Genomic DNA, 17,344 nt, shown 5'->3' on the forward strand with positions numbered 1-17,344 from the left:
GGGCCCGCGGCGTCCGGCGCGGGGCATCGACCGGCGGAGAGGCGCAGCTCGTACCTGTTCGTACTCGCGCGCTTCGACAACGCGGCGAGGCGCCGCGCCGGGCGTCGCGGGCCAGGCGGAACTTTGCGGACACCCCCTAGCCCTCCGCAGGAGCCCGGCCCGTCAGGGCCGCCAGGCTGGAGCGGACGTGGTTCATGTGCGCCCGCATCTCCTCCGCCGCCTCCCCGTGCTCCCGCAGAATCCCCCGCGTCTCGCGCCCGATCCGCTCCTCCGCCACCCGCGCCCCCGCGAGCAGCTCCGCCGCCCGCGCCTCCGCGTCCTCCTGCCCGTGCCGCGCCGATTCCTCCGCCTCGGCGAAGCCTCGACGGGCCTCCGCCAGCCGGGACTCGGCGTACCGCTCCAGTTCCGCATGCCGCGCGTCCAGTTCCGCCTCCCGCGACGCCAGCTCGCGCTCCGCCGCCTCCCGGCGCTCCGTCTGCTCCTGCTCGCGCTCCGCCAGCTCCGCGTCCGCCCGCCGCCGCGTCTGCGCCAGCGCGGCCGCGGCCTGCGCCCGCCAGTTGGCCGCGTCCTCCCGCGCCCCCGCCCGTACGTCGTCCGCCTCGCGCTGCGCGCGCAGCAGCCCCTGCCGGGCCCGGACCTCCGTCTGCTCGCGCACCGCCTCCGCGTCGTCCCGCGCGAGCCCGGCCACGCGGTCGGCGCGTGCCTCGGCCGCGCCGAGCGTCGCGGAGGCGTCCACCCGCGCGTCCGTCCGCAGGGCGTCCGCCTCTTCCTCCGCCAGGTGCAGGATCCGCCGGGCCCGCTCGCTCAGCTCGTCGTACGTCTGCGGGGCGAGCGCGGCGACCGCCTCCCGCAGCCGCTCCGCCTCCGCCTCCATCTGCTTGGCCAGGACCGTCAGCCGCGCCACCCGCTCCCATGCCTCGTCCCGGCTCCCGGAGAGCCGGGCGAGGTACCGGTCGACCTCGTCCATGCGGTAGCCACGACCGCGCACGGTCGCAATGGGTGCACTCATCCTGGATGCGCCTCTCTCGCGGGGATTCCCGTCAAGGATGCGCCATTTGATCCCGGAAGCCCGAATGGCCGGGCCGAGACCCTGTTCGAAGGTCTCGCCCCGGCCATCCAATGGATCATCCGATCAACCGATCAGAGCAGTCCGTCCCACATCTGCTCCAGCAGCACCGACCACCAGCTCTCCGGCGAGGACAGCGCCGCACTGTCGAGCCCCGCCAGATTCGCCTGGAAATCGACCGTCCAGCGCCCCGCCTGCTCCGGCGTCAGATGCTGGCGCAGCCGCCACATGTGACCCAGCATCGCCAGGGACCGTGCGAACTGCGGCAGGCTCGAATTCACGAACTGCGGCGGCACCGGGGCACCGCCCGGACCGCCCTCCACCGGCACCGCCACGATGTGCGCGGTCCCGTACTGCACACACAGCGCCTTGCCGAAGTCGCTGCCGACGACCAGGTACGAGCCCGCGTCCGAGGCCGGCTGCACCTGCCGCTGCGCGGCCAGTTCGGCCAGCGTCGGCACCGGCTGACCCGGCACCGCCTGCGCCCAGAAGAACGGCCCGAAATCGACCGGCAGGCCCGCCCACATCAGCGTCTGCGCCACGATCTCCGGAACGCCCTGACGCGACACGGCCCGCTGGTCGAAACGGAACACGCCCTGCGGACCGAAGGCCCCCGTCAGCTCCTGCGCGATCGCCTCCAGCGGGATCGCCGGCTGCAGCGGGACCTGCGGCAGCGGCGCCCGTACCGGCGCCGGGCGCGCCGGACCGTCCGCCACCTGGTGCAGCTCGCCCTGATGGGTGAGCAGATGCCGCATGCCCTGCTGCCGGCCCGCGTGGTCCTTCCCGTACGGGGCCACGCTCGTGATCCGTACCTGCGGCCAGGTCTCCCGGATCATCCGGGCGCAGTAACCGCCGGGCAGCTCACAGGACTCCAGCTCGGTGTGCAGCTCCAGCACCTGCTGCGGCGGCACGTTCATGGCGCGCAGCTCGTAGAGGATCTGCCACTCCGGGTGCGGGGTACCGGGCGCCGAGCGGCGGATGAGCTGCTGCTCGGAGCCGTCGGGCGCGCGGTAGCGGAGCACGGCCTGGTAGCCGGGGCCCACGGTGGGCGCGCCGGTCGGGACCGGGGGCTGCGCACCGGGCGCACCGGGCCCGCCGGCCGGCGGGCCGGGGGGCCCGGGCGGCTGCACCATGGCGGGGCCGGCCAGCATCGTCGCGGCATGGTCGAGCCCACCACCGGGCGCGCCGGGGGCACCCGGAGCACCGGGGGCGCCGGGCGGACCGGGCGGCTGCGGTACACCGGGACCCGCGAGCATGGTGGCGGCGTGATGGGCGCCACCACCGGGCGCACCCGGAGCACCGGGGGCCCCGGGCGGACCGGGAGGCGCGGGCGGCTGACCGGTCACGGCCGGACCCGCCAGCATCGTCGCGGCATGATCGAGCCCACGACCCAGCGACCCCGGAACCCCCGGCGGACCGGGCGGCGCAGGCGGCTGCCCCGCACCCGCACCCGCACCCGGAGCACCGGGCGCGCGCGGCGGGCCCGGCGGACCGGGCGGCTGCGGCACACCGGGGCCGGCCAGCATGGTGGCGGCGTGGTCGAGCCCACCACCGGGCGCACCGGGCGCACCCGGCGGCGTCGGCGGCTGACCCGCACCCGCACCGGAGCCGCCCGGCCGCGAGATCTGAGCCTTGCTGGTCGGCGCGTCCGCGATGTCACTCGCCGACGAACCGGAACCCGGCACATCCAGCGCCGGCACGATCGCGGTCCTCGGCAGCTGGCTGCCGCCCGCCATCAGCGTGGTCTTCGCCTCCGGAGCCACCCCGGACGACGGCGCGTCCTCCAGGTCCGACCCGGACAGCGGCGGCGCGAACACGGTCGCGGGCAGCGGTACGGACGCGTCGTCCGTACCGGAGTTCACATCGGTGCCCGCCCACGGCGTGGCACCGACCGGCACCCCGGCCGGAGCCGGAGCCGGGCCCGTCGCCGGGACCCCGTCGTTGGCCGTGGGCTCGTAGGGGATCTCGCCCCCGCGCCGCAGCGGTACCGCCTCCACGGGCGCCGGAGCAGCCGGAGCCGCAGCGGGAACGGACCCGGACGCGCCACCGGCGGACGCGGCCGCAGCGGAATCCTGGGCGGACGGCCCGGGAGCCGACGCCGGCGCGGGCTCGGCCGCACGCGGAATCCCCGCCCGGTCCGCGGCCTCCTGCAGCCACTCCGGCGGACTGAGCATGAACGACGTCTGCTCCGAGTCGATCCGCGGCGGCGGAACCGAAGCCTCCGAAGGCGCCGCGGCCACGGCCCCGTACTCCTCCTCGTACCGGCGGATCACCTCACCCACCGGCAGTCCCGGCCACAGCGTCACCTCCCCGCTGTCCCGCGCGATGACCAGCCGCTGCCGCCCACCACCGGACACGGGACCGGCCGCGCGGTCCTCCGCCCACACCACGAACCCGAGCCCGAACTCCCGTACGCGCACCTCCCGGTGCTGGTACGCGGGCACGTCCCCGTTGATCCACTCCTCGGCGCGCTCCTGCGCCTGCGCAAACGTCACCATCGCGCGCTCACCCCTCCACCGGTGCCGTACCCGACACCGGAACCGAACGTGCGAATCCGCCGTCCACCATCAGACCGGCCACCGTCTCCAGCTCCGGCGGGTTGCCCGCCAGTCGCTCCAGAAAGGCGTCGAAATCAGCACCGCACGGCAGCAACAGCCGCTCCACGCGCTCCTGGACCGACCAGCCGTCCCGGTCGCGGGCGTCGTCGTACGGGGAGAACCACACCGAGCCGATGCCCTCGCCCTTCACCTTCAGCGCGAGCAGCCCGCCCTGCGCGAAGGCCACGCACAGGTAATCCTTCGTCAGGTGGTCACGCAGACACTTGTTGACGTACACCAGGTCATTGATCGCCGCCTCCTCACGCACCGTGAAGAACGGCTGGTCCACCAACAGACCCAGGTCCACGTCCAGGCCCGCACCCACCGGCGCACAACCGCCCGCGGCCTTCAGGAACGAGCGGTACGCCTCCGGCAGCCGGTAGCCGAGATCCTCCTCGACACCCTGAACGAGCTCCTCGGCGACCGAGACCACCGACTTCGGCAGCCCCATGTGCGCCGGACGCACCTCCTGCAACGGCCGCGTCCCGCGCTTCTCGTGGTCCACCGGAGCCGTCGCCAGGCCCGCGTGATGCCGCAGCAGCGCCTTCACCTCGACCGGGACCAGCTCCATGCGCCGCGAACCCGCCACGTGGTGCCAGGTCCAGCCGTGCGGCGTCGCCACCGGCCCGACCGTGTCCCACAGCTCGTGCCCGGCCGCCTTCATCGCCGCGTTCGCGGACACGTAGTCCGTCAGGCGCAGCTCGTCCACGCCGAAGCCCTCGGGCGGCTCGGCGATCTCCACGGCGGCGCGTGCGTACGCGGAGAAGTCCGGATGCCCATTGCCGTCCATCCGCACCCCGTGAGGATGCCGAGCTGCCCGGACCGGGTCCGGGAAGTGCACGACCTGCCCCGAGTAAGCGGCGTTGGGTGGCGCGGCCTGCTGCCCGAGCCGACCTGTCGTCATGGCGGTAGCCCCCTGCTGGATCTGGCTGGTTCACCACAGCCTATGCGCTGGGGCAAGAGCCTCACCCGCACCCGACCGGCGCACCCGCCCGAGGGCCAGGAACATCCGAATTGATACGAATATTCGACCCCGCTTCCGCATGACAGGTGACATTTGGCAGGCTGTCCCCGCAGCACGGGGGCGTGAGCGACAGCGGTCACCACCGCCGCCACGGGAGGGAAAGCACGGCTATGCACAACACGGCAACACGCACAGAATCCGGCGACACCGCGCCGGACGCACCGGGCACACCGGGCACCACCGGCCCGGCCGGCGAAGCCGCCGGCCCCGCCGGCGACCCCCGCCTGCGCTGGAGCAGCACCGACGGCCGCCCCGCCGCACCCGCCCTGCGCTTCCGCCGGGACGGCATCCTCCCGACCGTCGCCGCCGCCCTCTCCGTACGCGGCGAAACGCTCACCGGCACCGCCGGCAAGGCCGACCAGCCGCCCGCGCTCCACCCGCTCGTCCAGGACTTCCTCGACACCCTCACCAGCGGCCAGCGCGAACGATTCACCGGCCGGTGTCCCGAGGCGATCCTGCTCTCCCGGCACCTGACCGCCGTCGAGGGCGCCCGCTCCCGGCGCGCCTCCCGCAAACCCCTCTCCCCGAGCGAGGCCCGCCGCTCCCTCAAGAACGCCAGGATCACCGCCCGGCACATCCGCGAGGACGGCGACCCCCTCCACGGCAGCTACGCACCCCCCTGCCGCTCCTGCGACGCACTCCTCGCCCACTTCGGCGTACGCCCCGTCGACCTCACCCCATCCGAGTAGCCATGACCACCACCTCAGCCTCCTACGACCGCTCCTCGGCCACCCGCTTCCCGGTCGCCGTGGACTCCGCCCTGCGCACCGCCGGCTGGGAACCCGGCCGCTGGGACATCAAGCAGGCCGAGTACTGGGCCGACGCCCTCCGGGACCACACCACCCCCGCCGGACACCGCCACACCGTCTTCCCCGCCGCCGTCGAGGCCTGGGCCGAATTCGGCGGGCTGACGGTCACCGCACCCGGACCCGGCCGTCAGATCGCCCCGGCCCCCGTCCGGATCGACCCCCTCACCGGACTCCACCTCGCACGCACCTTCGCCGACCTCGGCCGCGCCCTGTCCACCCAGCTCTGCCCGCTGGGCGTCGAGGCCGACGCAGGCTCCCACCTCGCGCTCGACCGCGAAGGCCGCGTCTACGGCATCGACCACACCGGCGACTGGTACCTCGGCTCCACCGTCGACGAGGCCCTCACCCTCCTCCTGACGGGCCTCCAGCCGACCCGCCTCACCACCTAGGGGTGTCTTGCTCCGGCCGGCCGGTGGGGTCCTGGGGCTCCGCGGTTCGGCTCCGCGCCTCAATCGCCGGCGGGGCTGGGTGGTGTGGGGCGGTGCTCCGTCAGTGCCCCGAAGCCGCCCCGGCGCGTGGGGAGCGGGGACGGGGAGGGGTGTCCCCGCAGGACGAGCGCGCGACCGCCGCGTACAGCCGAGACATGCCCGCACGCGCCGAGCCGAGGAGACACCCCTCCCCGGCCCCGCGGACCAGCCCGCACCGCACCCGGATCCCGGCCCGCAGGCGAAGGACCCCGGCGGCCCGGCTAGGCCGTCGGGAGGACCGCCGAGACCTTGAAGCCGCCCGCGTCCGTCGGACCGGACACGAACACCCCGCCCAGCCCGAGGACCCGCTCCCGCATCCCGACGAGCCCGTTCCCACCGCTCGGTAGCCCGACACCGTCCGTGTGTCCCTCGCAGGGACCGTTCTCCACCTGCATCGCCACCTCGCCGTCCCGATGCGCGAGCCGCACCACGACCCGCGCGCCCGGAGCGTGCTTGTGGCAATTGGTGAGCGCCTCCTGCACCACGCGGTACGCCGTCTGCTCGACCTCCGCCGCGTACGCCGCGTACGCCGCGCCCTCGGCCCCCTCACCCGCACCGTGCACCAGCATCTCCACGACCATCCCGGCCGCCCGCGACTGCCCGACCAGCGCCTCCAGCTCGCGCAGCGACGGCCCGTCCTCCGCGCCCCCGGCGAAGGCGGCCGGGCCGACGGCCACCGCGGGCACGGGAGCCGGGGCCGGCTTGGGCGCCGCCCGGAGCACACCGAGCATCTGCCGCAGCTCCGTCAGCGCCTGCCGCCCCATGTCCCCCACCAGCGCCGCGTTCTTCGCCGCGCGCGCCGGATCCTTCACCGCCACCGCCTCCAGCGCGGCCGCGTGCACCACCATCAGCGACACCCGGTGGGCGACCACGTCGTGCATCTCGCGTGCGATCCGGGTCCGCTCCTCCGTACGGGCCCACTCGGCCCGCTCCTCCGCCCGGTCCGCCAGCAGAGACAGCTCCCGCTCCAGCGAGTCCGCCCGTTCCTGCAGGCTCTCCATCAGCCGCCGCCGGGCCCCGATGTAGAGCCCGAACAGCACCGGCGGCACGGTCAGCGCCACCGCGACGAACACGGACAGCACGACCACGAGCGTCGCATCGGCCTCCACGCCCCCGCGGGTGCGCAGGTACATCACCACGAAGGTCGCGGCCAACGACATCGAGGCCAGCGTGGCCGTGATCCGCCGGGGCACCTCGGAGGAGGCCAGCGTGTACATCCCGACCACCGCGAGCAGGAACCCCACCGCGGCCGGCGACACGGCGATCCCCACGAGCACCACGGCGATCGGCCACCGCCGCCGCAGCACGAGCGTGGCCCCCACCACGAACCCGAACACCACGCCGACCGCGGTCGGCAGCCCCGCCTCACCGGCGAAGGCCACCCCCTCCCACGCGCACTCGACGGCGGACACCCCGCCGAGCACCACGTCCCCGACGGCATCCCGCCGCCGCGCCCACCACAATGGCGGCCCGGCGCGGCCTTCCACTTCCCCCGTTTTGGTCATGCCGTCCAGCGTAAGGGCGCCCTTCGGCACAGACCCGAGCAAAATTCCAGCAATCCAGCGGCAATCGCACATGCGACCGGATCGTCCACACACCAAGAAGCAAATCCCGCATTTCGGACACCCTGGAGGGCGGCGCGCCACCCGATCGAACGAGGCACCCGGACGCCGAGGGCAACGCCCGCACCCGCGCCCGCCCACTCCGCCTCCAGGGCGTGACGTACGGAGAGGGCGGGCGACACGCACAACGGCCGCCTCTCGGCGCAAGTCCCCCAAGGTGCCGATCTTTACCGTCGCATTGAGGGCTGGTGGTGCGGCATAGTAGGTGCCGTCGACTCGACCGCAAAGGCGTAATGTCCGGTTTAGGCGGCATTGTTCCCCTGTGGTGTAATTGGCAGCACTGAGGCTTTTGGTGCCTTATGTCCGGGTTCGAGTCCTGGCGGGGGAGCTCATCCACCTTCGGGTCCTGATCATCACGGTCGGGACCCGGCCTCGTTTCGGGACCTTGACCCCCCGGTATCCTTCACGGGTCCACCCCCGAAGCCGAAGGGCATCCCCGTGAGCGCCAACCGCCCGGCAGCCGTCGTCGTACTCGCAGCGGGTGAAGGCACCCGCATGAAGTCGGCGACTCCCAAGGTTCTGCACGAGATCTGCGGGCGCTCGCTCGTCGGTCACGTCGTCGCCGCCTCCCGTGAGCTGAACCCCGAGCACCTCGTCGTGGTCGTCGGGCACGCCCGGGAGCAGGTCACCGCGCACCTGGCCGACATCGACGCCGAGGTCCGCACCGCCGTCCAGTACGAGCAGAACGGCACCGGGCACGCCGTCCGCATGGCCCTCGAAGAGCTCGGCGGCGGCCTCTCCGGCACGGTGATCGTCGTCTGCGGCGACACCCCGCTGCTGACCGGGGAGACGCTGGCCCGGCTCGCGCAGACGCACGACGCCGACGGCAACGCCGTCACCGTGCTGACCGCCGAGGTGCCGGACGCCACCGGTTACGGACGCATCGTCCGCGACGCCGGCGGGGCCGTGACGGCCATCGTCGAGCACAAGGACGCCTCCGACGCCCAGCGCGCGATCCGCGAGATCAACTCCGGCGTCTTCGCCTTCGACGGCGCCCTGCTGGCCGACGCGCTCGGCAAGGTCCGTACCGACAACAGCCAGGGCGAGGAGTACCTCACCGACGTCCTCGGCATCCTGCGCGAGGCCGGGCACCGGGTCGGCGCGGCCGTGGGCAGCGACCACCGGCAGATCCTCGGCATCAACAACCGGGTCCAGCTCGCCGAGGCCCGCGCCCTGCTGAACGCACGCCTGCTGGAGCAGGCGATGCTCGCGGGCGTCACGGTCGTCGACCCCGCCGGCACCTTCGTCGACGTGACCGTCACCTTCGGTCAGGACGCGATCGTGCACCCCGGCACGCAGCTGCTGGGCTCCACGCACATCGCCGAGGGCGCGGAGGTCGGCCCCAACACGCGGCTCAGGGACACCCACGTGGGCGCGGGCGCCCGGGTGGACAACACGGTCGCCGAGAGCGCGGTCGTGGGCCCGCAGGCGAGCGTGGGCCCGTTCGCGTACCTGCGCCCGGGTACGAACCTCGGCGCGAAGGCCAAGGCCGGAACGTACGTCGAGATGAAGAACGCGACGATCGGCGAGGGCACCAAGGTCCCCCACCTGTCGTACGTGGGCGACGCGACGATCGGCGAGTACACGAACATCGGCGCCGCGAGCGTCTTCGTGAACTACGACGGTGAGCACAAGCACCACACCACCGTCGGCTCACACTGCAAGACGGGCTCGGACAACATGTTTGTGGCTCCGGTCACCATCGGGGACGGTGCCTACACGGCCGCCGGCTCGGTGATCACGAAGGATGTGCCGCCCGGCGCCCTGGCCGTGGCCCGCGGCCAGCAGCGGAATATCGAGGGCTGGGTGGCCCGCAAGCGTCCGGGCAGTGCTGCTGCCACGGCGGCGCAGTCGGCGGCCTCGGAGGACGCCGAGCGCCCCTGAGGTGAACTGACCGGAAACAGGTACGCCCGCGACGGCGTACCGTGATAGGTGCACGCAATTCGGCTGGCTCACCGTGTGCGGGACGGACGCACATGGGGGCGAGCAGCTTCAACACGTCTGAGGAGACAGTGCTGTGACCGGGATCAAGACGACCGGCGAGAAGAAGCTGATGCTCTTCTCCGGCCGCGCCCACCCCGAGCTGGCCGAGGAGGTCGCGCACCAGCTGGGAGTCGGCCTCGTGCCGACCAAGGCTTTCGACTTCGCGAACGGCGAGATCTACGTCCGCTTCCAGGAGTCGGCTCGCGGCGCGGACTGCTTCCTGATCCAGAGCCACACGGCTCCGATCAACAAGTGGATCATGGAGCAACTGATCATGATCGACGCGCTGAAGCGCGCGTCGGCACGCTCCATCACCGTGATCGTCCCGTCCTACGGGTACGCCCGCCAGGACAAGAAGCACAAGGGCCGCGAGCCGATCTCGGCCCGCCTGGTCGCCGATCTGCTGAAGACCTCGGGTGCGGACCGCATCCTCACGGTCGATCTGCACACGGACCAGATCCAGGGCTTCTTCGACGGCCCGGTGGACCACCTGTCGGCCCTGAACGTCCTCGCGGACTACGTCGGCGCCAAGGTGGACCGTACGAAGCTCACGATCGTGTCCCCGGACGCCGGCCGTGTGCGCGTGGCCGACCGCTGGTGCGACCGCCTGGACGCGCCGCTGGCGATCGTGCACAAGCGCCGCGACAAGGACGTCGCCAACCAGGTGACGGTCCACGAGGTGGTCGGTGAGGTCAAGGGCCGCGTCTGCGTCCTGGTCGACGACATGATCGACACCGGTGGCACCATCTGCGCCGCCGCCGAGGCGCTGTTCGCGCACGGTGCGGAGGACGTCATCGTCACGGCCACGCACGGCATCCTGTCGGGCCCGGCGGCCGACCGCCTGAAGAACTCGAAGGTCAGCGAGTTCGTGTTCACGAACACCCTGCCGGACCCGTCCGACCTGGAGCTCGACAAGATCACGGTGCTGTCGATCGCCCCGATGATCGCGCGCGCCGTGCGCGAGGTCTTCGAGGACGGCTCGGTCACCAGCCTCTTCGAGGAGCAGCAGTAACCGCTGCGCGTTAGATCCTTTTGGTGCGGCCTCCCCCGCCGGGTACACTCCATGAGTTGCTCGGCGAGGGAGGCCGTACCTGTTTGCGGTACGGATTCTCCGTTATCGACGCGCTCTTCGTAGCAGGCCGTTCCGGCCGGGTGACTTCCGTCCATTTCCGTCACCCCACGAGGAGTGAGCATGTCCGAGGTCAAGCTTTCCGCCAAGATCCGTGACACCTTCGGCAAGGGCTCTGCCCGCCAGGCCCGTCGCGACGCCCTGACCCCCGCCGTCATCTACGGCCACGGCACCGACCCGAAGCACGTCAACGTCGACGCCCACGCCCTTCAGCTGGCGCTGCGCACCCCGAACGTCCTGATCTCCCTGGACCTCGGCGACGCCGGCACCGAGCTGGTCATCCCGAAGGCCGTGCAGAAGCACCCGCTGAAGCGCTCGATCTCCCACGTCGACTTCCTGATCGTCAAGAAGGGCGAGAAGGTCACCGTCGACGTCGCGATCGTCACCGAGGGCGAGCTGGCCGCCGGCGGCAACATGCTGGAGACCCTCCAGAACACCATCTCCGTCGAGGCCGAGGCCACGCACATCCCGACCGAGGTCACCGTCTCCATCGCGGGCCTCGAGGCCGGCGCCACCATCCACGCGTCGGACCTGGTCCTCCCGAAGGGCACCACCCTGGCCGTCGACGGCGACACCGCCGTCCTGCAGGTCGTGGCCCCGCAGGCCGAGGAGCCGGCCGCCGAGGCCGCCGAGGGCACCGAGGCCTGAGCCTCACCCCACCCCCTCAGCAGTTGCTGACCGACCGCCGTCCGGCTCCACTGGAGCGGGACGGCGGTCGTCTTCGTAGAGGAACCGAGGAGCTTTTGATGTCGGACGAAGCGGCGCCCTGGCTGATCGTGGGCCTGGGGAACCCGGGACCGGAGTACGCGGGCAACCGCCACAACATCGGGTTCATGGTGGCCGACCTGCTGGCGGAGCGGATCGGCGGGAAGTTCAAGGCGCACCGGGCGCGGGCGCAGGTCGTCGAGGGCCGGATGGGCCCGCCGGGGCCGGCGAACCGTCGGGTGGTGCTGGCGAAGCCGATGACGTTCATGAACCTGTCGGGCGGCCCGGTGACGGCACTGCGCGACTTCTACAAGGTGCCGCTCGAGCGGATCGTGGCGGTCCACGACGAGCTGGACATCGACTACCCGACGCTGCGTGTGAAGCTGGGCGGCGGGGACAACGGGCACAACGGTCTGAAGTCGATGACGAAGTCGATGGGCCCGGACTATCACCGGGTGCGCTGCGGCATCGGGCGGCCGCCGGGCCGGATGCAGGTCGCGGACTTCGTGCTGAAGGACTTCTCCTCGACGGAGCGCAAGGAACTGGAGTGGTTCGTGGACCGGGCCGCGGATTCGGTGGAGTGCCTGATCGCGGAGGGTCTGGAGCGCGCGCAGTCGGCGTACAACTCCTGACGGACAAGGGGGAGCCCCCGCACCGGCCGGTGCGTGGGCTCCCCCTTGTCCGGGGCCGTGGGCTCAGCCGGTGTTGCGCAGGCCCGCGGCGACGCCGTTGACCGTGAGGAGCAGCGCGCGGGCGAGGAGCGGGTCGGCTTCCTCGCCGCGGGCTGCGGCGGCGCGCTGGCGGGCGAGGAGGGAGACCTGGAGGTAGGAGATGGGGTCCAGGTAGGCGTCGCGCACGGCGAAGGTCTGCTGGAGCACGGGGTTCGAACCGAGGAGCTCGTCGCTGCCGGTGATGCGCAGGACCTCGCGGACGGTGAGCTCGTGTTCGGCCTCGATGCGGGCGAAGACGTGCTTGAGGTGGTCGGGTACGAGGGTGTCGACGTAGTGGCGGGCGATCCGCAGGTCGGTCTTGGCCAGTGTCATCTCGACGTTGGACAGGAAGTTGCGGAAGAAGTGCCAGCGGCCGCCCATTTCGGCGAGGACGTCCTCCTGGCCGGTCTCGCGCAGGGCCTTGAGGCCGGAGCCGACTCCGTACCAGCCGGGGACGATCTGGCGGGACTGGGTCCAGCCGAAGACCCAGGGGATGGCGCGCAGGCCGTCGAGGCCGGCGCCCGAGTCGGGGCGGCGGGAGGGCCGGGAGCCGAGGTGGAGGTCGGCCAGCTGGTCGACGGGGGTGGCGGCGAAGAAGTAGGAGGGCAGGTCGGGGTCCTCGACGAGCTCGCGGTACGCGGCGTGCGCGGCGTCGGAGACGGTGTCCATGGCCGCGTCCCAGCGGGAGAGCGCCTCGTCGGACTGCCGGGGGGCGGTGTGCAGGGCGGAGGCCTGCAGGGTGGCCGCGACGGTCAGTTCGAGGTTCTCCCGGGCCAGCGAGGGGACCAGGTACTTGTCGGAGATGACCTCGCCCTGCTCGGTGACCTTGATCTCGCCCTCGAGGGTGCCCCAGGGCTGGGCGAGGATCGCGTCGTGGGAGGGGCCGCCGCCGCGGCCGACGGTGCCGCCGCGGCCGTGGAAGAGGCGCAGGCGCACGCCGTAGCGGTGGGCGACGTCGCGCAGCCGGCGCTGGGCGCGGTGGATCTCCCACTGCGAGGTGGTGATGCCGCCGAACTTGGAGGAGTCGGAGTAGCCGAGCATGACCTCCTGGACGTCGCCGCGCAGGGAGACGAGGCGCCGGTAGGAGGGGTCGGCGAGCATCTCGTCGAGGATGACGTCGGCGGCGCGCAGTTCGTCGGTGGTCTCCAGGAGCGGGACGATGCCGATCTTGGCCCAGCCGCTGTGGAGGTCGATGAGGCCGGCCTCGCGGGCGAGGACCGCGGCGGCGAAGACGTCGTCGGCGCCCTGGCACATCGAGATGATGTAGGACTCGATGACCTCGGGGCCGAACTTCTCGAAGGCGTCCTTGATGGCGCCGAAGACGCCGAGGGTCTTGGCGCCGGCGGCGTCGAGCGGAGCCGGGGTGGGGGCCAGCGGACGGCGGGAGCGCAGCTCCTTGGCGAGGAGCTTCTGCCGGTAGTCGCGCGGCATGTCCGCGTAGCGCCAGGACTCCTCGCCGAGCCGGTCGAAGAGCTGGCCGAGCGCGTGGTGGTGGGCGTCGGCGTGCTCGCGCACGTCCATGGTCGCGAGCTGGAGGCCGAAGGCGGCCAGGGTGCGGATGGTGCGGTCCATGCGGCCGTCGGCGAAGAGCGCGCCGCGGTGTTCGCGCAGGGAGGTCTGGATGAGGGTGAGGTCGGTGAGCAGCTCGGCGGTGCCGAGGTAGTCGCGGCCCTCCTCGTGCGGGGTGCCCTTGGCGAGGCGCTCGCGGGTGTTGAGGAGCTTCTGCCGGATGCAGGTGGCCTTGAGGCGGTAGGGCTCCTCGGCGTTCAGCCGCTTGTAGCGGGGGCTGATCTCGGGGAGGCGCTCGAGGTCGGCCTGGAGGGAGGCGAGGAGTTCCTCGGTGGCTCCGGTGTAGCGGATGGAGTTGGAGAGGAGTCCGCGCAGGAAGTCGATGAGCTCCAGGGCGTCGGTGATGCCGTGCTCGTGCTGGAGGATCAGGACGTCGCGGGTGACCTCGGGGGTGACGTTGGGGTTGCCGTCGCGGTCGCCGCCGATCCAGGTGCCGAAGGTCAGCGGGCGGGTGCCGGCGGGGATCTCGACGCCGACGCGCTGGAGCTCGGCGGCGAGGTCCTCCAGTACGTCGCCGACGGCGCCCGCGTGCAGCTCGTCGAGGTAGTAGATGGCGTTGCGGGCCTCGTCGGCGGGCTCGGGGCGCACGACGCGCAGCTCGTCGGTCTGCCAGACGAGGTCGATGTTCTCGGCGAGGCGCAGGTCGTGGCGGCGGCGGTCGCCGGCGCCGGTGACGGGCTCCTCCAGCAGGGTGGCGATGCGGCGCAGCTTGTTGAGGACGCTGCGGCGGGCCGCCTCGGTGGGGTGCGCGGTGAAGACCGGGCGGACGTTGAGGTTCTTGACCGTCTCGCGCAGGTGCTCGGGGTCGGCGTCCTTCAGCATGTCGGCCGTACGGGCGAGGAGCCCGCCCTCGGCGGCACGGTGGGCGCGCAGCTCCTTGCCGCGGTGCACCTGCTCGGTGACGTTGGCGAGGTGGAAGTAGGTGGAGAAGGCGCGGACGAGCTTGGCGGCGGTCTCCAGGTCGGTGTCGCCGAGCAGGGCGGCGGCGGCCTCGCCGTCGGTGCGGGTGAGGGCGCGGACGCGCTCGACGAGATCGAGGAGGTCCTGGCCCTCCTGGCGTACGAGGGTCTCCCCGAGGAGGTCGCCGAGGCGGCGGATGTCCGCGCGCAGTTCCGCGTTGGCGGTGGCGGCGGGGGTGACGGGGGCCTGGCCCTGGGGGGCCTGGTCAGCACTGCTCACAGGTGCGGCTCCTTGCAGTGTTCGAGCGCTACTGGGCGGTGGGCTCCCGGCGACGTGCGGCGATGCCTTTCCCGGACTCGGTCCGGGCGGATCTCCGCTCCTGATGCGCAGCTCGGGCTGCCCGTGCGGACCGCGCTGTCCGACGGGACCAGGATAGGTGTCCGATGCGTGTGCCTGGGCAAACGTCTCATCAGGCGGCGCGTGAACAGCTGGCGCGCTCCGTCTCCCGGCGCTGCCCCTCTTGCCTGCAGACCCGGCTTTGCCATACTTACGATGCCGTAGGTTACGGGGCCGTAGGGTTCGTAGCCAGGGAGCCCGCCGACTTCTCTCACCCCCCAGGGGACCCCCATGACCACGAGTCCCGATCTGATCGAGGGTGCCTCCGCGCCCTCCGACACGTCTGCCGCTTCCGCGCCGTCCGCGACCCTCGGCGGCGAGAACAAGCGGTCCATCGAGCAGATCGCCCTGCTGCTGTTCATCACCGTTCCCTTCGTGGCCCTGCTGGCGGCGGTTCCGCTGGCCTGGGGCTGGGGGGTGAGCTGGCTGGACCTGGGCCTGATGGTGTTCATGTACTTCCTGGCCTGCCACGGGATCACCATCGGTTTCCACCGCTACTTCACGCACGGTTCCTTCAAGGCGAAGCGGCCGCTGCGGATCGCGCTGGCCGTGATGGGGTCGATGGCGGTGGAGGGTCCGCTGGTGCGCTGGGTGGCGGACCACCGCAAGCACCACAAGTTCTCGGACCACGAGGGTGACCCGCATTCGCCGTGGCGGTTCGGGGAGACGCTGCCGGCCCTGATGAAGGGGCTGTGGTGGGCGCACATCGGCTGGCTCTTCGACGAGGAGCAGACCGATCAGCAGAAGTACGCCCCTGATCTGATCAAGGACCCGGCGATCCGCCGGATCTCGCGGGACTTCATCTTCTGGACGATGTTCTCGCTGGCGATCCCGCCGCTGGTGGGCGGTCTGGTGACGATGTCCTGGTGGGGCGCGTTCACGGCGTTCTTCTGGGGTTCGCTGGTGCGGGTGGCGCTGCTGCACCACGTGACGTGGTCGATCAATTCGATCTGCCACGCGGTGGGCAAGCGGCCGTTCAAGTCCCGGGACCGCAGCGGCAACGTGTGGTGGCTGGCGGTGCTCTCGTGCGGTGAGTCCTGGCACAACCTGCACCACGCCGACCCGACGTCGGCGCGGCACGGCGTGCTGCGCGGCCAGGTCGACTCCAGCGCGCGGCTGATCCGCTGGTTCGAGCAGCTGGGCTGGGCGACGGACGTGCGCTGGCCGTCGGCGGCCCGCATCGATGCCCGGCGCAGGGAAAACGAGTCGAACGCGGCATGATGGGGGGCGTGGCGATCGACGGCAGCAATTCCAGCAGCGACAAGCCCAGGCGCGGCCGCCGGGTCCGGATGACGGGCGCGGAGCGGCGCCAGCAACTGCTGGACATCGGCCGGACCCTGTTCGCGGAGAAGGGCTTCGAGGGCACTTCGGTGGAGGAGATCGCGGCGAAGGCCGGGGTGTCCAAGCCGGTGGTGTACGAGCACTTCGGGGGCAAGGAGGGGCTGTACGCGGTCGTCGTGGACCGGGAGATGCGCCAGCTGCTGGACGGGGTGACGGGTGCGCTGACGGCCGGGCATCCGCGGGAGCTGCTGGAGCAGGCGGCGTTCGCACTGCTGGACTACATCGAGTCGTACACGGACGGCTTCCGGATCCTGGTCCGGGACTCCCCGGTCGCACAGTCGACCGGCACCTTCGCCTCGCTGATCAGCGACATCGCCACGCAGGTCGAGGACATCCTGGGCCTGGAGTTCAAGGCGCGGGGCTTCGACCCCAAGCTGGCCCCGCTGTACGCGCAGGCGCTGGTCGGGATGGTGGCGCTGACCGGGCAGTGGTGGCTGGACGTCCGCAAGCCGAAGAAGGCGGAGGTGGCGGCGCACCTGGTGAATCTGGCCTGGCACGGGCTGGACGGACTGGAGTCGAAGCCGCAGCTGGTGGGCCGGCGCAAGAACTGAGGCGCGAGCACCGCGCACGGCGGTACGACGGCGCCCCGTCACCGGAGATCCGGTGGCGGGGCGCCGTCGTGTGGTGCGGGTTATGCGCAGGGTTCCGGCGCCGCGGGTTCGGGGTGGTGCCTCTCCAGGAATTCGAGCCGGTTGCCGACGGGGTCCTCCGAGTAGAAGCGGCGGTGGCCCGGCAGGTTGTCGTCCCAGACGACCTCGGCTCCCCGCTCCTGCAGTCTGATCGCGTACGCCTCGATGTCGGTGACGCGCAGTCCCGGGTGGGCCTTGCGGGCGGGCCGGAAGTCCTCCTCCACGCCGAGGTGCAGCTGCACCGGCCCGGCGGCGAACCAGCAGCCTCCGCGGGCGGCGAGGACGGGCGGTTTGGGGATCTCGGTCATGCCGAGGACGTCCGTGTAGTACGCGCGGAGCCGGTCCTCCGAGTCCGGCGGCGCGGCGAGTTGCACGTGGTCGACTGCGGTCAGCACGG

The 17,344-nt window shown here is 72.2% G+C and carries 14 protein-coding genes and 1 tRNA gene; 9 read left to right on the plus strand and 6 right to left on the minus strand.

The features are described from left to right. Positions 1-136: 136 nt before the first annotated feature. The 3 genes from ACWGE1_RS24170 to ACWGE1_RS24180 all read right to left on the minus strand — a co-directional run bounded on the left by ACWGE1_RS24170 (position 137) and on the right by ACWGE1_RS24180 (position 4,567). Positions 137-1,009: a cellulose-binding protein gene (locus ACWGE1_RS24170; RefSeq protein WP_453422569.1), complete on the minus strand. Its 873-nt coding sequence runs from the start codon at positions 1,007-1,009 to the stop codon at positions 137-139. Positions 1,010-1,140: 131 nt separating this feature from the next. Next, positions 1,141-3,564 (minus strand): SUKH-4 family immunity protein, encoded by a 2,424-nt coding sequence (locus ACWGE1_RS24175; RefSeq protein WP_453422570.1) that lies wholly within the window; start codon positions 3,562-3,564, stop codon positions 1,141-1,143. Between the two features lie 7 nt (positions 3,565-3,571). Then, complete coding sequence (locus tag ACWGE1_RS24180) at positions 3,572-4,567, minus strand: SMI1/KNR4 family protein (protein ID WP_453422571.1); 996 nt, start codon at positions 4,565-4,567, stop codon at positions 3,572-3,574. 230 nt (positions 4,568-4,797) lie between these two features. Here ACWGE1_RS24180 and ACWGE1_RS24185 point away from each other — a divergent pair, with 230 nt between their 5' ends. Together ACWGE1_RS24185 and ACWGE1_RS24190 are read left to right on the plus strand one after the other, a co-directional pair. Continuing rightward, complete coding sequence (locus ACWGE1_RS24185; protein WP_453422572.1) at positions 4,798-5,376, plus strand: YwqJ-related putative deaminase; 579 nt, start codon at positions 4,798-4,800, stop codon at positions 5,374-5,376. A 2-nt stretch (positions 5,377-5,378) separates the two neighbouring features. Continuing rightward, positions 5,379-5,885: an SUKH-3 domain-containing protein gene (locus tag ACWGE1_RS24190; RefSeq protein WP_453422573.1), complete on the plus strand. Its 507-nt coding sequence runs from the start codon at positions 5,379-5,381 to the stop codon at positions 5,883-5,885. A 299-nt stretch (positions 5,886-6,184) separates the two neighbouring features. On the opposite strand, the gene ACWGE1_RS24195 is transcribed toward ACWGE1_RS24190, so the two are convergent. Further along, positions 6,185-7,468, minus strand: a complete 1,284-nt coding sequence (locus ACWGE1_RS24195; protein ID WP_453422574.1) for a sensor histidine kinase — start codon at positions 7,466-7,468, stop codon at positions 6,185-6,187. 373 nt (positions 7,469-7,841) lie between these two features. Between ACWGE1_RS24195 and ACWGE1_RS24200 the strand changes: the two genes are divergently transcribed. From ACWGE1_RS24200 to pth, 5 genes are all read left to right on the plus strand, one after another. Continuing rightward, a tRNA-Gln gene (locus ACWGE1_RS24200) sits at positions 7,842-7,913 on the plus strand. Positions 7,914-8,023: 110 nt separating this feature from the next. Continuing rightward, positions 8,024-9,469, plus strand: a complete 1,446-nt coding sequence (gene glmU, locus ACWGE1_RS24205) for a bifunctional UDP-N-acetylglucosamine diphosphorylase/glucosamine-1-phosphate N-acetyltransferase GlmU (protein WP_453422575.1) — start codon at positions 8,024-8,026, stop codon at positions 9,467-9,469. A 133-nt stretch (positions 9,470-9,602) separates the two neighbouring features. After that, positions 9,603-10,580, plus strand: coding sequence for a ribose-phosphate diphosphokinase (locus ACWGE1_RS24210; protein ID WP_453422576.1), 978 nt, complete (start codon positions 9,603-9,605; stop codon positions 10,578-10,580). Positions 10,581-10,760: 180 nt separating this feature from the next. Next, positions 10,761-11,345, plus strand: coding sequence for a 50S ribosomal protein L25/general stress protein Ctc (locus ACWGE1_RS24215; protein WP_453422577.1), 585 nt, complete (start codon positions 10,761-10,763; stop codon positions 11,343-11,345). A 98-nt stretch (positions 11,346-11,443) separates the two neighbouring features. Next, the gene (pth, locus tag ACWGE1_RS24220; RefSeq protein WP_453422578.1) at positions 11,444-12,034 is read left to right on the plus strand and encodes an aminoacyl-tRNA hydrolase; all 591 of its coding nucleotides are present in this window, start codon (positions 11,444-11,446) and stop codon (positions 12,032-12,034) included. 63 nt (positions 12,035-12,097) lie between these two features. On the opposite strand, the gene ppc is transcribed toward pth, so the two are convergent. Then, positions 12,098-14,860 (minus strand): phosphoenolpyruvate carboxylase, encoded by a 2,763-nt coding sequence (ppc, locus tag ACWGE1_RS24225; RefSeq protein WP_453422579.1) that lies wholly within the window; start codon positions 14,858-14,860, stop codon positions 12,098-12,100. Between the two features lie 348 nt (positions 14,861-15,208). On the opposite strand from ppc, the gene ACWGE1_RS24230 reads away from it, so the two are divergent. Then, the gene (locus tag ACWGE1_RS24230; RefSeq protein WP_453422580.1) at positions 15,209-16,198 is read left to right on the plus strand and encodes an acyl-CoA desaturase; all 990 of its coding nucleotides are present in this window, start codon (positions 15,209-15,211) and stop codon (positions 16,196-16,198) included. Further along, positions 16,195-16,869 carry a TetR family transcriptional regulator gene (locus tag ACWGE1_RS24235; protein ID WP_030008903.1) on the plus strand — a complete coding sequence of 225 codons (675 nt, stop codon included), beginning with the start codon at positions 16,195-16,197 and terminating at the stop codon, positions 16,867-16,869. Before ACWGE1_RS24230 ends, ACWGE1_RS24235 begins: the two co-directional genes overlap by 4 nt. An 80-nt stretch (positions 16,870-16,949) precedes the next feature. Here the strand turns inward: ACWGE1_RS24235 and ACWGE1_RS24240 are convergent, their stop codons facing one another. Beyond that, on the minus strand, positions 16,950-17,342 hold the full coding sequence (locus tag ACWGE1_RS24240) for a VOC family protein (protein ID WP_453422590.1): 393 nt from the start codon (positions 17,340-17,342) through the stop codon (positions 16,950-16,952). Between the last annotated feature and the right edge of the window lie 2 nt (positions 17,343-17,344).

This window comes from Streptomyces sp. NPDC054932 (assembly GCF_053610205.1).

What these genes read in the sequence shown, in the direction of transcription:
- ACWGE1_RS24170 (WP_453422569.1), bottom strand. Translation starts at nt 1,009, where the DNA reads ATGAGTGCACCCATTGCGACCGTGCGCGGTCGTGGCTACCGCATGGAC.
- ACWGE1_RS24195 (WP_453422574.1), bottom strand. Translation starts at nt 7,468, where the DNA reads ATGACCAAAACGGGGGAAGTGGAAGGCCGCGCCGGGCCGCCATTGTGG.
- ACWGE1_RS24190 (WP_453422573.1), top strand. Translation starts at nt 5,379, where the DNA reads ATGACCACCACCTCAGCCTCCTACGACCGCTCCTCGGCCACCCGCTTC.
- ACWGE1_RS24175 (WP_453422570.1), bottom strand. Translation starts at nt 3,564, where the DNA reads ATGGTGACGTTTGCGCAGGCGCAGGAGCGCGCCGAGGAGTGGATCAAC.
- ACWGE1_RS24235 (WP_030008903.1), top strand. Translation starts at nt 16,195, where the DNA reads ATGATGGGGGGCGTGGCGATCGACGGCAGCAATTCCAGCAGCGACAAG.
- pth (WP_453422578.1), top strand. Translation starts at nt 11,444, where the DNA reads ATGTCGGACGAAGCGGCGCCCTGGCTGATCGTGGGCCTGGGGAACCCG.
- ACWGE1_RS24230 (WP_453422580.1), top strand. Translation starts at nt 15,209, where the DNA reads ATGACCACGAGTCCCGATCTGATCGAGGGTGCCTCCGCGCCCTCCGAC.
- ACWGE1_RS24180 (WP_453422571.1), bottom strand. Translation starts at nt 4,567, where the DNA reads ATGACGACAGGTCGGCTCGGGCAGCAGGCCGCGCCACCCAACGCCGCT.
- ACWGE1_RS24185 (WP_453422572.1), top strand. Translation starts at nt 4,798, where the DNA reads ATGCACAACACGGCAACACGCACAGAATCCGGCGACACCGCGCCGGAC.
- ACWGE1_RS24215 (WP_453422577.1), top strand. Translation starts at nt 10,761, where the DNA reads ATGTCCGAGGTCAAGCTTTCCGCCAAGATCCGTGACACCTTCGGCAAG.